17 protein-coding genes are annotated in these 13,389 nt (G+C 65.7%); all 17 read left to right on the top strand.

Annotated features, from left to right (window positions below; all coding sequences use genetic code 11):
• Positions 1–1,156 (top strand): cation-translocating P-type ATPase (locus QE494_RS13345; protein WP_300043987.1); only part of this gene is annotated, 1,156 nt, incomplete at its 5' end.
• Positions 1,157–1,166: 10 nt separating this feature from the next.
• Positions 1,167–1,304 carry a cbb3-type cytochrome oxidase assembly protein CcoS gene (gene ccoS / locus QE494_RS13350; RefSeq protein ID WP_300043989.1) on the top strand — a complete coding sequence of 46 codons (138 nt, stop codon included), beginning with the start codon at positions 1,167–1,169 and terminating at the stop codon, positions 1,302–1,304.
• 67 nt (positions 1,305–1,371) lie between these two features.
• Positions 1,372–2,850, top strand: a complete 1,479-nt coding sequence (gene ccoN, locus QE494_RS13355; RefSeq protein WP_300043991.1) for a cytochrome-c oxidase, cbb3-type subunit I — start codon at positions 1,372–1,374, stop codon at positions 2,848–2,850.
• A gap of 17 nt (positions 2,851–2,867) precedes the next feature.
• On the top strand, positions 2,868–3,494 hold the full coding sequence (gene ccoO / locus QE494_RS13360) for a cytochrome-c oxidase, cbb3-type subunit II (protein ID WP_300043995.1): 627 nt from the start codon (positions 2,868–2,870) through the stop codon (positions 3,492–3,494).
• A gap of 12 nt (positions 3,495–3,506) precedes the next feature.
• Entirely contained in the window at positions 3,507–3,644 is a 138-nt protein-coding gene (locus QE494_RS13365) for a cbb3-type cytochrome c oxidase subunit 3 (protein WP_300043997.1), read from the top strand.
• Positions 3,645–3,656: 12 nt separating this feature from the next.
• On the top strand, positions 3,657–4,571 hold the full coding sequence (gene ccoP / locus QE494_RS13370) for a cytochrome-c oxidase, cbb3-type subunit III (RefSeq protein ID WP_300043999.1): 915 nt from the start codon (positions 3,657–3,659) through the stop codon (positions 4,569–4,571).
• A 121-nt stretch (positions 4,572–4,692) separates the two neighbouring features.
• Positions 4,693–6,114: a cytochrome c oxidase accessory protein CcoG gene (gene ccoG, locus QE494_RS13375; protein ID WP_300044018.1), complete on the top strand. Its 1,422-nt coding sequence runs from the start codon at positions 4,693–4,695 to the stop codon at positions 6,112–6,114.
• 65 nt (positions 6,115–6,179) lie between these two features.
• Complete coding sequence (locus QE494_RS13380; RefSeq protein ID WP_336619441.1) at positions 6,180–6,542, top strand: nitrogen fixation protein FixH; 363 nt, start codon at positions 6,180–6,182, stop codon at positions 6,540–6,542.
• 50 nt (positions 6,543–6,592) lie between these two features.
• Entirely contained in the window at positions 6,593–6,832 is a 240-nt protein-coding gene (locus QE494_RS13385) for a hypothetical protein (protein WP_300044000.1), read from the top strand.
• Positions 6,833–7,062: 230 nt separating this feature from the next.
• Positions 7,063–8,202 (top strand): PAS domain S-box protein, encoded by a 1,140-nt coding sequence (locus tag QE494_RS13390; protein ID WP_300044002.1) that lies wholly within the window; start codon positions 7,063–7,065, stop codon positions 8,200–8,202.
• Positions 8,199–8,843 carry a response regulator transcription factor gene (locus tag QE494_RS13395; protein ID WP_300044004.1) on the top strand — a complete coding sequence of 215 codons (645 nt, stop codon included), beginning with the start codon at positions 8,199–8,201 and terminating at the stop codon, positions 8,841–8,843. The genes QE494_RS13390 and QE494_RS13395 overlap by 4 nt, the downstream gene beginning before the upstream one ends.
• A 137-nt stretch (positions 8,844–8,980) precedes the next feature.
• On the top strand, positions 8,981–9,217 hold the full coding sequence (locus QE494_RS13400; protein ID WP_300044006.1) for a hypothetical protein: 237 nt from the start codon (positions 8,981–8,983) through the stop codon (positions 9,215–9,217).
• A 123-nt stretch (positions 9,218–9,340) separates the two neighbouring features.
• Entirely contained in the window at positions 9,341–9,778 is a 438-nt protein-coding gene (locus QE494_RS13405) for a response regulator transcription factor (protein ID WP_300044008.1), read from the top strand.
• A 72-nt stretch (positions 9,779–9,850) separates the two neighbouring features.
• Positions 9,851–10,672, top strand: coding sequence for a fumarate/nitrate reduction transcriptional regulator Fnr (fnr, locus tag QE494_RS13410; protein WP_300044010.1), 822 nt, complete (start codon positions 9,851–9,853; stop codon positions 10,670–10,672).
• Positions 10,673–10,849: 177 nt separating this feature from the next.
• Positions 10,850–11,290 (top strand): universal stress protein, encoded by a 441-nt coding sequence (locus QE494_RS13415; protein WP_300044012.1) that lies wholly within the window; start codon positions 10,850–10,852, stop codon positions 11,288–11,290.
• Between the two features lie 50 nt (positions 11,291–11,340).
• The gene (gene hemN, locus QE494_RS13420; protein WP_300044014.1) at positions 11,341–12,717 is read left to right on the top strand and encodes an oxygen-independent coproporphyrinogen III oxidase; all 1,377 of its coding nucleotides are present in this window, start codon (positions 11,341–11,343) and stop codon (positions 12,715–12,717) included.
• A 16-nt stretch (positions 12,718–12,733) separates the two neighbouring features.
• On the top strand, positions 12,734–13,389 hold a 656-nt coding region (locus QE494_RS13425), incomplete at its 3' end, for a sulfite exporter TauE/SafE family protein (protein ID WP_300044016.1).

Here is a 13,389-nt window from a genome sequence, read left to right on the forward strand (position 1 = left end):
GGTGGCGGTGCTGGTGGTCACCTGCCCCTGCGCGCTCTCGCTGGCCACGCCGGCGGCCACCCTGGCTGCCGCCGGCGCGCTGGCCCGGCGTGGCGTGCTGGTGCGTCAGTTGCAGGCGCTGGAGGCCGGCGCAGGGGTAGACACCTTGGTGTTCGACAAGACTGGCACGCTGACCCAGGACCGCATGACCGTCGCCGCGATCCGCTGCCGCGAGGGCGTGTCGCCCGAGCAGGCGCTGGCCCTGGCCGCGCCCCTGGCCGCGGGCTCGCTGCACCCGGCCTCGCGGGCCATCGCGGACCGGGCGGCCAGCGAGTGCGGCAATGTCTGGGTCGATCCGAGCACACCACCCGGCGCGCGCGATACCGATCCCCCCGCAGATCGCCTTGCAGACCTCCGTGCAGATCGCATCGCAACTTTGATCGCAATCCCCACTGCCGATCACCTCACCGAGCATCCCGGCCAGGGCGTCGAGGGCCAAGTGGCCGGTCGACACCTTCGCCTGGGTTCCGCAGCCTTCTGCCGGGCGCCGGCCCTGCCCGACGCCGAATCGGACCACCCGCAGGTGCACCTGGCCGACGAGCGCGGTTGGCTGGCCAGCTTCGACCTTGAGGAGACCTTGCGACCCGACGCGGTGCAGACGCTCGAGCGTTTGCGCGCAACAGGGCTGGACCTGCGCCTGCTCTCAGGCGACAGGCCCTCGGCGGTCGCCCGTCTGGCCGAGCGTGCCGGTATCTCCCACTGGCGCGGCGGCTGCACGCCCGAGGACAAGATGGCCGAGGTGCGGGCCCTGCAGCAGCAGGGCCGGAGGGTCGCCATGGTGGGTGACGGCATGAACGATGGCCCGGTGCTGGCCCTGGCCGACCTGTCGGTGGCCATGGGCGAAGGTCTGCCCCTGGCCCAGGCCCGCGCCGACGTGGTGGTGCAGGGCGGCCGGCTCATGCCGGTGGCCGACCTGCTGGCCCTGGCCCGGCGCACCCAGCAAGTGGTTCGTCGCAACCTGGCCTGGGCCGCCACCTACAACGCCGCCGCGGTGCCCCTGGCGGTGACGGGTCTCATGCCCGCCTGGCTGGCCGGCCTGGGCATGGCGGCCAGTTCGCTGCTGGTGGTGGCACATTCGGCGACCTTGGCGCGCTGGGCTCGCGGACCGGGCCACTGAAAGACGCCTCATGGACATTCTTTACCTGCTGATTCCCCTGTCCGTGGTCCTCGCGCTGGCGATTTTGGCGGGCCTGGCCTGGGCCGTCTGGCGTGAGCAGTTCGAGTCGCTCGACGCCGAGGGCGAGCGCATTCTTCACCACGATTGACATCCATCAAGAGCCCGGATGGGCTCGCGAATGACACTGGCCGTGTTGCTTCACACGGTGCATTCGCATGACAACGGAATCCCTCGCCCCCGCAGTTCGCTATCACGACACGGCTGTTCGCCTGTTTTCACTGATGGCCGTCGTCTGGGGCGTGGTCGGCATGAGTGTCGGCGTGATCATCGCCGCCCAACTGGCCTGGCCGGAGCTGAACTTCGGCATTCCCTGGCTGTCCTATGGGCGCCTGCGGCCGCTGCACACCAACGCGGTGATCTTCGCCTTTGGCGGTTGCACGCTATTTGCCACCAGCTATTGGGTGGTGCAGCGAACTTCGCAGGTGCCCTTGTTTGCGCCCAAGCTCGCGGCCTTCACCTTCTGGGGCTGGCAGGCGGTCATCCTCGCCGCCGCCATCACCCTGCCCCTGGGTTACACCAGCGGCAAGGAGTACGCCGAGCTCGAGTGGCCGATCGACATCCTGATCACGCTGGTGTGGGTCTCCTACGCGGTCGTGTTCTTCGGCACCCTCGGCACGCGCAAGGTGCGCCACATCTACGTGGCCAACTGGTTCTACGGCGCCTTCATCATCGCGGTGGCCCTGCTGCACCTGGTGAACAGCGCGGCCATCCCGGCCGGCTTTCTCAAGTCCTACTCGGCCTACGCCGGTGTGCAAGACGCGATGATCCAGTGGTGGTACGGCCATAACGCGGTGGGCTTTTTCCTCACCGCTGGCTTCCTGGGCATGATGTATTACTTTGTCCCCAAGCAAGCCGAGCGCCCGGTGTACAGCTACCGCCTGTCCATCGTCCACTTCTGGGCGCTGATCTTCACCTACATGTGGGCGGGCCCGCACCACCTGCACTACACCGCGCTGCCCGATTGGGCGCAGTCTTTGGGCATGCTGTTCTCCCTGATCCTGCTGGCGCCCTCCTGGGGCGGCATGATCAATGGCGTGATGACCCTGTCGGGCGCTTGGCACAAGCTGCGAGACGACCCGGTGCTGCGCTTTCTTATCGTGTCCCTGTCGTTCTACGGCATGAGCACCTTCGAGGGCCCGATGATGGCCATCAAGACCGTCAACGCGCTCTCCCACTACACCGACTGGACGGTGGGCCATGTGCACTCCGGCGCCCTGGGCTGGGTCGGCCTGATCTCCATGGGGTCGCTGTACTACCTGATTCCGCGCCTGTATGGCCAGAAGAAGATGTACAGCATTCCCGCGATCGAACTGCACTTCTGGATTTCTACCATCGGCATCGTCCTGTACATCGCCGCCATGTGGATCGCCGGGGTGATGCAGGGCCTGATGTGGCGGGCGATCAACGCCGACGGAACCCTGACCTACACCTTCGTCGAGTCGGTGAAGGCCACCTATCCCTTCTACGTGGTCCGGGTCACAGGTGGCCTGCTGTATTTGGCCGGCATGCTGGTCATGGCCTGGAACGTCTGGATGACCGTTGGCCGTGGCCGCGCGGTGTCAGCGCTGATCCCGGCTCCTATCCCGGTACCAGGTGCGGCCCCAGATGCACCCCCCGATGCGGCCCACGCCTGAACCCGCAAGGACTCGACATGAGCAACACCCCCTCCAAAGCCGGCTTCTCGCACGAGAAGATCGAGACCAACAACTTCCTGATGATCGTTCTCATTTTGCTGGTGGTTGCCATCGGCGGCCTGGTGGAGATCGTTCCGCTGTTCTTCCAGAAGTCCACCACCGAGGCGGTACAGGGCATCCAACCCTACGAGCCGCTGCAACTGGCGGGCCGCGACATCTACCTGCGCGAGGGCTGCTACAACTGCCACTCGCAGATGATCCGCCCCTTGCGCGCCGAGACGCTGCGCTACGGCCACTACTCGGTGGCCGGCGAATTCGTCTACGACCATCCCTTCCAGTGGGGCTCCAAGCGAACCGGCCCAGACCTGCACCGGGTGGGTGGTAAGTACAGCGACGAGTGGCACCGCATCCACCTGATCAACCCGCGTGATGTGGTGCCCGAGTCCAACATGCCGGCCTACGCCTGGCTGGACCAGAGCCCCGCCGACGCCTCGACCATCCAGGCGCGCATGAGGGCGCTGCGCACCGTCGGCGTGCCCTACACCGACGCGCAAATTGCCCAGTCGCCCGAGGCGCTCAAGGACAAGACTGAGATGGACGCCTTGGTGGCCTACCTCCAGGGCTTGGGCCTGGCGTTCAAGTAAGGAGGCCACTTCATGGACATCACCCTCCTGCGCATTGGGGCCACGCTGGTCTCCCTGATCACATTCATTGCCATCGTGGCCTGGGCCTGGTCCCGACGCAACCGCGCCGCCTGGGGGGAGGCCGCCGCGATTCCCTTTCAACAAGACTGAGAACGCCGCACCATGAGCGACTTCACGAGCAATTTCTGGTCGATCTTCGTGGCCAGCATCACGCTGGTGGGCATCCTTGCCTGCTTGGTGCTGCTGTGGGTGACCGCCCGCAAGAAGGTCGCGCCCGGCAGCGACAACACCACCGGTCACGTGTGGGACGAAGACCTGCGCGAGATGAACAACCCGCTGCCGCGGTGGTGGATGTGGCTGTTCGTGCTCACCATCGTCTTCTCTCTTTTTTATCTGGTGGCCTTTCCGGGGCTGGGCGCCTACCCGGGCCAGCTTGGCTGGACTTCTGCCGGTGACTACAAGAAGGAAGTCGCAGACGCCAACCGGGAACTGGCGCCGCTGTACGCCCATTTCAGCGGCAAGCCCGCCCAGGAACTGGCTGGCAATGCGCAGGCCCATCACGTCGGTGAGCACCTGTTCATGAACAACTGCGCGCAGTGCCACGGTTCCGACGCCCGCGGCTTCAAGGGCTTCCCCAACCTAACCGATGGAGACTGGCTCCATGGCGGCACCCCCCAGAAGATTGTTGAAACCCTCTCCCAAGGCCGGAGCGGCAATATGCCGGCCATGGCCGCCGCCGTGGGCAGCCCCGACGACGTGAAGAACCTGGCGAACTATGTCCTCAGTCTCTCCGGCGCCCCGCACGACTCGTTGCGGGCCCAGTTGGGCAAGTCCAAGTTCGGCGTCTGCGCCGCCTGCCACGGTGTCGGCGGCAAGGGCAACCAGGCCCTGGGCGCCCCCAACCTGAGCGACGACATCTGGCTGCATGGCTTTGGCGAGCAGGTCATCATCAATATGGTCAACAACGGCAAGGTCAGCGTGATGCCGGGCCAGGCCGGCAAGCTCAGTGACGCGCAGATCCATGTGCTGGCCGCCTATGTTTGGGGTCTGTCCAACAAGGCAGTCGCCAAGCCCTGAGTGGCGCTGGCGGGTGGCGGCTTTGCCGCGGTGCTTGATTTAGGACAAGCCCCGGGGCGCAGCGGCGGGGCACCATGAGGGGGTGAAAGTCATCCCTATCACTCCGCAGGACCCTAAACCGCTGACGCATCCGCAGCCGCTTCCGCAAGTGCCTCAAGACGGTGATGAGGGCTATCAGTCCCTCTACGAGTCGGCCCAGAAGATCTATCCGCGCGCCGTCTCCGGCCGCTTTGTCCAATGGCGCTGGGTTTTTGTCTGGCTGACCCAGATCGTGTTCTACGGGTTGCCTTGGCTGCAGTGGGGCGAGCGGCAGGCGGTTCTTTTTGACCTGGGCGCGCGGCGCTTTTACCTGTTCGGCCTCGTTCTCTATCCGCAAGACTTCATCTATCTCACCGGCCTCTTGGTGATCAGCGCGCTGTCGCTGTTTCTTTTCACCGCGGTGGCGGGCCGGCTCTGGTGCGGCTTTGCCTGCCCGCAAACCGTTTACACCGAGATCTTCCTGTGGATCGAGCGCAAGATCGAGGGGGACCGTCCTGCCCGCATGCGGCTCGATGGCTCGCCCTTCTCGCTGGAAAAGCTGGTCAAAAAGTGGTTCAAGCACCTGGTGTGGATTGGCTTTTCGCTTTGGACCGGCTACACCTTTGTCGGCTACTTCACCCCAATCGGTGAGTTGGGCCTGGAGTTTTTCCAGAACCGCATGGGCTCCTGGGAAATCTTCTGGGTGCTGTTCTACGGCTTTGCCACCTACGGCAACGCCGGCTGGATGCGCGAGCAGGTGTGCAAGTACATGTGCCCCTATGCCCGCTTTCAGAGCGCGATGTTCGACAAGGACACACTGATCGTGAGCTATGACGCCGCCCGGGGCGAGCCGCGCGGCACCCGCGGCCGCAAGGACGACCTGCAGGCCAAGGGCCTGGGCGCCTGCATCGACTGCGACCTGTGCGTCCAGGTCTGCCCCACCGGCATCGACATTCGCAAGGGCTTGCAGTACGAATGCATTGGCTGCGCCCGCTGCATCGATATCTGCGACACCGTGATGGACAAGATGAACTACCCGCGCGGGCTCATCAAGTTCACCACCCAACATGCCCTCGCGCAGGGCTGGAAGTCGCCGCGCATCCTGGGGCATCTTCTGCGCCCGCGGGTGCTGGTCTACGCCGCCATTCTGGGCGCAGTGATTTTGGCGCTGGGCGTGAGTCTGGCCCTGCGGACCCCCTTCAAGGTCGACGTGATTCGCGACCGAGCCGCCCTGGCGCGCATTGCTGCCGGAGGCCGCATCGAGAACGTCTACCGCCTGCAGGTGATGAATGCCACCGAGCAGACCCAGACCTACCGCCTCAGCGCCGAGGGCCTGGAGGGCCTGGTGCTGGCCTCCGAGCCCCTTGTGACTGTCGAGGCCGCCCAATCGCGCTGGGTGCCGGTCCGCTTGCAGGTGCCCTATGCATCTGCCACGCCGGGGGCTCACACCATTTACTTCCACGTTGCCACCGAGGACGGCGCGATGGCGGTCACCGAGAAGTCGGTCTTCCTGATGCCGCGCTAGGCACGCTTGCTGATTCGCGCATTCTCATTTTGGCTCCCCGCTTTCCAAGGCCCCAAAGGATCGCCATGCACCTGACTCCCTCGTCCAATTCCAGCCCGGCCAGCGTCCCCGCGGCGCTGCCCTGGTGGCGTTACGGCCATGTCTGGTTGGTCGTGGCGGGGCCCGCGGTGGTGGTGGTGGCCAGCATCGTCACCCTGGTGCTGGCCCTACGCCTGCCCGACCCAGTGATTGCCGGTGAGGCCTATCGCCAAGGCGCGCAGGTTGGCGCCTCTCGCAGCGCGGGGGACGCAGGCGCCCGGGCCTGGATGCCGGCGCTGCAGGGGCGCAACCACGCCGTCTCGCCGGCACCGCCCAGGGAGCACGCCACCCCCGCGGTACCTTCCACTTCCGGGGCGCCTGGCGAGGCCGGTGCGCACGAGGGGCGCTAGCGGTTCATCACAACGACAAGCACAAAGCCAACGACGAAGGAGACATGCCCGTGGGAAAAATCCTGATGGTGGTGGCCTGGCCGGCCTTTCTGGCCGCGTGCATCCTGGAGGCGCTGGTGTTTGCGCTGATCGACCCGCTGGAGCTCACTTGGGGGCAGGCGCATCTCGGTTGGTCGCGACAGACGGTCTACACCCTGGCTTTCTTCGTGTTCTGGGGCGTCGTGGCGATGGCCGCCTCAGTGGCGGTCATGCTGGCGCGCGCCGAGCCGGGCACGCCCGAGCCGCAATAGCCGCAATAGCCGCAGTAGCCGCAGTAGCGGGTCGCTGGTGGGGCCCTGTTGGCCCACTTTTTCTGTGATGAGGGGCCCGCATGCGATCGCGGCCGTGCATGGGCGCGGACCGGCACCGCCGCTGGGGGACGAGATGCACCTCGAGGTGCTACCCTAGGTGCACCTCGGAAGGGGGGGCAGCTTTGGCGCCATCTGCCTGTGCTGTAATTTGTGGAAACAAATTACCTCCCGTGCTTCCGCCCTTTCTCCCTTCTGCTGACGCTGCAAGCCGCCTGACTGCGCTGCTCGACTCGGCCATGGACGCCATCGTGAGCATTGACGAGGCCGGCCGCATCGTCATGTACAACCGGGCCGCGGAGCAGACCTTCGGCTGGTCGGCCAGTGAGATGCTGGGTCAGCCCCTTGAGCGGCTCATGCCCGAGCGCTTTCGCGCTGGCCACGCCAGCCATGTGCGGCAGTTCGCCTCCACTGGCGTCACTGCCAGACTCAAGGGCAGCAAGGGCGGCGGGGAGGGCGTGGTGCTGTGGGGTCGGCGCGCCGATGGCAGCGAGTTCCCGATGGACGCGTCGATCTCCCAAATCGACACCGGCCACGGCAAGTTGTTCTCGGTCATCATCCGCGACGTCACCGACCGGGTGAAGGCCCGCCAGGACCTGGCCCGATTCGCCACCGAGGCGGCGGCCATCCGCGAGCAGGAAAAGAGCCGGGTCGCGCGCGAGCTGCATGACGAGCTGGCTCAGTCACTGACCGCGCTCAAGATGGACGCGGTCTGGGTGCGTCAGCACTTGGCCGCCGCCGGCACCCCCTCGCCAGCGCTCTCGGCCAAGATCGAAGGCATGCTGGCGCTGCTCGATGACAGTGTGGCCGCCACCCGGCGCATTGCCGCCGATCTGCGGCCGCTGGTGCTAGACGACCTGGGCCTCGCGCCGGCCATCGAGTGGCTGGTGCAGTCTTTCAGTCAGCGGCACGGTGTGCCCTGCCACCTCGACATCGACGAGTCGCTGGCGCTCGGTGAGCCGCATGCCACTGCGGTTTTTCGCATCGTTCAAGAGTCCCTGAACAACGTTGCGAAGCACGCTCACGCCCATCAGGCCTGGGTGCGGGTGGTGCGCGAGGCAGGTGACTGTGGTGCCCCTGCATCCGGCGTGCCGGTCGATTGCATCGTGCTGCAGGTCCGCGATGACGGCGTTGGCTTTGACCAGGCGGCGGCTCGGCAGCCCCAGTCCCTGGGCCTGATCGGTCTGCGCGAACGCGCGCAGCTGCTCGAGGGCCAAGTGCGCATCGACTCGGTGCCGGGCGCCGGCACCACGGTGGAGGCGCGCTTGCCCCTGCCGATCGAGCCGGTGCCGGCGCCCGGAGTTCGCCCATGATCCGCATCGTCCTGGCCGATGACCACGCCATCGTGCGTGAAGGCCTCAAGCACATCATCTCCAACGAACCGGAGTTTGCCGTCGTGGCCGAGGCCGGGGATGGCCATGAGGTGCTGCGTATCGTCCGCGAACGGCCCTTCGACCTGCTGGTGCTGGACCTGTCCATGCCCGGTCGCAGCGGGATGGAGCTGATCAAGCTGGTCCATGCCGAAAAGCCCCGGGTGCGCATTCTTGTGCTCAGCATGCACCAAGAGGTGCAGTACGCGGTACGTGCCATCAAATCGGGTGCCTCCGGTTACCTCACCAAAGAAAGCGCGCCGGGTGAGCTGGCCCAGGCTCTGCGCAAGATCGCTGCGGGGGGCGCCTATGTCACCGCCGAGGTGGCGCAGGCACTGGCCCTAGGCGCCATGCCTGGCGCTGATCGGCCACCGCATCAGACCCTGTCGACCCGCGAGTTCGCTGTGTTCGAGCGCCTGGTGGCGGGTGAGTCGGTGACCGACATTGCCCAGACCCTTCACTTGTCGGTCAAGACGGTCAGCACCCACAAGGCCAACCTCATGGTGAAGCTGGGCGTGGGCAGCGCTTCTGACATGGTGCGCTACGCCATCCGGCACGGACTGGCGGACACCGACCGGCCCTGAGGCTTTAGCGCCTTTGGTGCTCTGGTTTTGCTCTAGACCTTGTGAAAAATGCAAATTGAATCAATGGTTTAGGCGATCTTTCCTTTCAGCATACAAAAAAGTATGTTGAAGGAAACCCATGGCTGAATGGCGTTTTTATGGGCGTGCCGAACCCCTGGGCGATTTGCGTAGGCCTCGTGGAGGCCGGTCGCTGGTTCTTCTGCCGAATCGAGGGCCGGCGTCGTATCGGCAAGACCACGCTTCTGGGCGAATTGGCCAATCGGGATGGGGATCTGGGCCAGCGGCTCGTCTACATGCAGGTGCCCGATTCCGACGAGCGGGACGTTGCCTACACCTTGGCCCAAAGTCTGGCGCGCGCCGATTCGGATCAATAAGAGGCCCAGCCCGGCTTCCTTGCTGTTCCTAGGAATTTTCCCAGCTGTCTTCAGGAAAATTCCGAGGCCGGGTTTCGGTATGGGCTGATAGCAGGCATCGCCGATGCCGCGCAAAGTCGCGGCATGAACTCCAGTGCCAGCTCGCGCGTTTATCTCGCAGACGATTCCGGCGCAATTCGTTCCCGCGTCGCGGCCTTGCTTGATGGATACGACCTGACGGTGGTCGGGCAGGGCGCTTCGCCTGAGGCCTGCATCGCGGGCATCCTGGCCAGTCGCCCCGATGTGGTGGTGCTTGACATCCAGCTCGAAGGGGGCAGTGGACTGCAGGTCTTGAAGGCGGTCCGTGCGGCCGACCCCGCCATCGCCTTTGTTGTCTTCAGCAACATCGCAAACCCGACCTATCGCAAGCGCTACCTGAGGGAGGGCGCTGCAGCCTTTCTCGACAAGAGCAGCGACTTCGAGCGACTGCCCGCTGCCATCGAGGCCGCCGCGCTGACTGGGCCCTCGTCCAAAGCACCGTTTCCCCCGCGCGCTGGAGTTCATCCACCACAGCCCCAGTGAGCACGCACTTATGCCTCCCCGTTGACCCCTCATCTCCCATTCAACCGATTTCCGACCCTAGAGGACTCTGCCATGACCGAACTTGCTACCGTACCCGTCCGCCTCGGCTCCCGCGCGACCTCGGCTGCTGCGCCGCACAGCAGCATCAGCATTGCCTCGGCCGATACGCCGGTCGCAACTCGGCCCACCTCCTTGCCCACCCAGTGCTCCAACTGCCACCTCAAAGACCTCTGCCTGCCTTGTGGCATGGAAGAGCCTGACCTCGAGCGGCTCGACGAACTTAGTTTTGGGCGCCGCCGGGTCAAGGCGGGCGAAGCGCTGTATCACGCGGGCGAGCGCTTTCAGTTTGTCTACGCGGTGCGTGCGGGAACCTTCAAGTCCAGCCTCGCCCTGGCCGACGGCCGCGAGCAGGTCTCGGGTTTTCATATGGCCGGCGAGTTAATGGGGCTCGATGGCGTGGCCAACGGCCAACACGCGAGCGGCGCAACTGCGCTGGAAGACGCCGAGGTGTGCGCCATTCCCCACGCCCACCTCAACGACCTGGCGCGCTCCAGCACCAAGATGCAGATGGTCATGTCCCGTCTGATGAGCCGCGAGATCGTGCGCGAGCACAGCCTCATGATGCTCCTGGGCAGCATGAACGCCGAGGAGCGTCTGGCGGGCTTTCTGCTGAACCTCTCCCAGCGCCTCAAGGCACGTGGGTACTCATCGCAAGAGTTTCATCTGCGCATGTCGCGCGCCGAGATCGGCAGCTATTTGGGCATGAAGCTCGAGACGGTGAGCCGCACCTTCTCGGCTTTTCAGCAGCAGCGCCTGCTGGATGTCGACAAACGCCACATCCGCATCGTGGACCTGGACGGGCTGACCCGCGTCTTCCAGCCCCAGTCCCACTGATTCGACCGGGCCGTTACAGCTTAAGGGGCCAAGGGGCCAAGGGCACTTGGGCGAACCGACCGCCCCTTGTTTGATGCGCGTCAACCCCGGCCCCGCTTGCTCGCTCCAAGATGGCGCCTAGGCCCCGTCCGCAGTCTGCGCGGCCTCACTGTTCAACGAACCTGAGAGACCCTCACCATGTTCAAGCGAATCCTCTTGGCCACAGACGGCTCCGACGCATCCGACCATGCCGCGGGCCTGGCCGTCTCCCTGGCGCGCCAGACGGGCGCCACCCTCACCGCCCTGTATGTGGTCGACCCCTATCCCTTCCTGGGCGTGGGCGAGATCAATCCCATGGGTTTTGATGCCTATATGGCCGCTGCACGCTCCCAGGGCGCCGAGGCCCATGCGCAGGCGCTCAGGCGTGCGACCGCAGGCGGGCCCCCAGTCACCGTCAACCCGCGTCTGGTCGAGGACGTGTCGGTGATGGAAGGCATTCTGGCCATCATCAAGCAAGACCAGATTGACCTCGTCGTCGTCGGCTCTCACGGCCGCACGGGCCTGTCACGGCTGATGCTCGGTTCGGTTGCCTCCAAGGTGGTGGCGCAGTCACCGGTGCCGGTGCTCGTGACCCGCTGAGCCCACCTGTCTTTTGGCCTTCTGGCGCCCTTGAACGCCCCTCCGCCCCCATGACCCGCATTTCCCCCGAGTTGCTCCAGCGCTTTGACGTCCAGGGTCCGCGCTACACCTCCTACCCGACGGCGGACCGCTTCGTCGAAGCCTTCACCGCCGACGACTATGCCCAGGCCCTGCGCCAGCGGGGTGCGCAGGCCTCCACCTTGCCGCTGTCGGTCTATGTGCATCTGCCTTTTTGCGCGTCGCTGTGCTACTACTGCGCCTGCAACAAGATCATCACCCGGCATCATTCGCGCGCCAGCGACTACCTGGACCTGCTCCACAAAGAGCTGGACCTGCAGGTGGCCGAACTCGGCCGCGGGCAAACGGTGAGCCAGTTGCACTTGGGCGGGGGAACGCCCACCTTTTTGTCCGACGCAGAGCTGGCCCGTTTGATGGCCATGCTGCGCGGCGCGTTCGAGCTGGCCCCGGGCGGCGAATATTCGATCGAGATTGACCCGCGCACTGTCGACGCCAAACGTTTGCGCGCGCTGTGGAATCTGGGCTTTAACCGCCTGAGCTTTGGGGTGCAGGACTTCGATCCGCAGGTTCAAAAGGCGGTGCACCGTGTTCAGCCAGCGGAGCAGGTTTTTGACCTGGTGGCAGCCGCGCGTGGCATTGGCTTTGAGTCCCTCAACGTCGACCTGATCTACGGCCTGCCGCGTCAGACGGGTGAATCGTTTGCCCGCACCCTGGAGCAGGTTTCGGCGCTGCGCCCTGACCGCATCGCGCTCTACGCCTACGCGCACTTGCCTGAGCGATTCAAACCGCAGCGGCGCATCATCAGCAGCGAGTTGCCCGATGCCGCTGGTAAGGTGGGCATGCTGGCCGGCGCGCTCAACGCGTTTGAGCGGGCCGGCTATGTCTACGTGGGCATGGACCACTTCGCCCTGCCGGAAGATTCGCTGGCCGTGGCCAAGCGCCAGGGCCGGCTGCACCGCAACTTTCAGGGCTACAGCACCCAAGCCGATTGCGACCTGATTGCGCTGGGGGTGTCGGCCATCGGCCGGGTGGGCCCGACCTATGGCCAAAATGCCAAGACCCTCGACGATTACCGCGACCTACTGGAGCAGGGCCGTCTGCCGGTGGTGCGCGGCTTGGCCGTCAGCCGCGACGACCTGGCGCGCCGTGCCGTCATCATGGCGCTGATGTGCCAGGGGCAGGTGGTGTTCGAAGCCATTGAGCTGGCCTGGATGCTCGACTTCCGCCAGTACTTCTCCTCGGAGATGGTGCATGTGATGAAGCTCGCCGAGCAGGGCTTGGTGACGGTGTCCGAAACGGGTATCGAGGTCACGGCCGAGGGTTGGTACTTCGTGCGCGCGGTAGCCATGGTTTTTGACCGCTACCTGCAGGCCGACCGGCACCGCAGCAAGTTCTCGCGCATTCTTTGAGTCGCTGCGTCAGCCGATGTCTGTCACCCTCCTGCTCACCGCCTTGGCCATGGGTCTGGCCGCCACCCCGCATTGCGCGGCGATGTGCGGCGCAGCCTGTGCGGGGCTGACCGGCACAGGGCAGGGGCGCAAGGGCAATGCGGTCGATGCGACCGACGCTCCCATGGGGGTGGCTAGGGCCGCCACAGGTGGCGCCCTGTCGACACTGGCATGGCCATCGCCATCAGCTTCGGCGACTCGCGGCGCATTGGCAGGCACCGTGATCCTGTTGCGCGAAGTCGCCACCGACCGCCGGACCATCGCCTTCCACGCCGGCCGCGTCGCTGGCTACAGCGCCGCCGGCGCAGCCGCAGCCCTGGCCACACAGGGTCTGGTCTGGGTCACCGCCCAGCAGTCTGGCCTGCGACCAATGTGGACGCTGTTCCACCTGCTTGTGCTGGCCTGGGGTCTGTCCCTGCTGGTGATGGCGCGCCAGCCCGATTGGGCACAGCGGGCCAGTCGAAAGCTGTGGGCCCAGGTCAGCCCCTACCTGCGTCATCACGGCGGTCTGTTCCTGGCCGGCTTGCTCTGGGTCTTCATGCCCTGTGGCCTGCTGTGGTCCGCGCTCCTCGTGGCTTCGCTCACCGCCTCACCCTGGGAGGGGGCGCTGGCCATGGGGCTGTTTGCCACGGC

The sequence above is a fragment of the Ramlibacter sp. genome, from assembly GCF_029866045.1.
Lineage (GTDB): Bacteria > Pseudomonadota > Gammaproteobacteria > Burkholderiales > Burkholderiaceae_C > Ramlibacter.

Bases quoted from the DNA above. Each gene is read 5' to 3' on its own strand.
- ccoN (WP_300043991.1), top strand. From the start codon at position 1,372: ATGACAACGGAATCCCTCGCCCCCGCAGTTCGCTATCACGACACGGCT.
- QE494_RS13365 (WP_300043997.1), top strand. From the start codon at position 3,507: ATGGACATCACCCTCCTGCGCATTGGGGCCACGCTGGTCTCCCTGATC.
- QE494_RS13400 (WP_300044006.1), top strand. From the start codon at position 8,981: ATGGGCGTGCCGAACCCCTGGGCGATTTGCGTAGGCCTCGTGGAGGCC.
- ccoS (WP_300043989.1), top strand. From the start codon at position 1,167: ATGGACATTCTTTACCTGCTGATTCCCCTGTCCGTGGTCCTCGCGCTG.
- ccoP (WP_300043999.1), top strand. From the start codon at position 3,657: ATGAGCGACTTCACGAGCAATTTCTGGTCGATCTTCGTGGCCAGCATC.
- QE494_RS13405 (WP_300044008.1), top strand. From the start codon at position 9,341: ATGAACTCCAGTGCCAGCTCGCGCGTTTATCTCGCAGACGATTCCGGC.
- QE494_RS13415 (WP_300044012.1), top strand. From the start codon at position 10,850: ATGTTCAAGCGAATCCTCTTGGCCACAGACGGCTCCGACGCATCCGAC.
- ccoO (WP_300043995.1), top strand. From the start codon at position 2,868: ATGAGCAACACCCCCTCCAAAGCCGGCTTCTCGCACGAGAAGATCGAG.
- QE494_RS13380 (WP_336619441.1), top strand. From the start codon at position 6,180: ATGCACCTGACTCCCTCGTCCAATTCCAGCCCGGCCAGCGTCCCCGCG.
- QE494_RS13395 (WP_300044004.1), top strand. From the start codon at position 8,199: ATGATCCGCATCGTCCTGGCCGATGACCACGCCATCGTGCGTGAAGGC.
- fnr (WP_300044010.1), top strand. From the start codon at position 9,851: ATGACCGAACTTGCTACCGTACCCGTCCGCCTCGGCTCCCGCGCGACC.
- hemN (WP_300044014.1), top strand. From the start codon at position 11,341: ATGACCCGCATTTCCCCCGAGTTGCTCCAGCGCTTTGACGTCCAGGGT.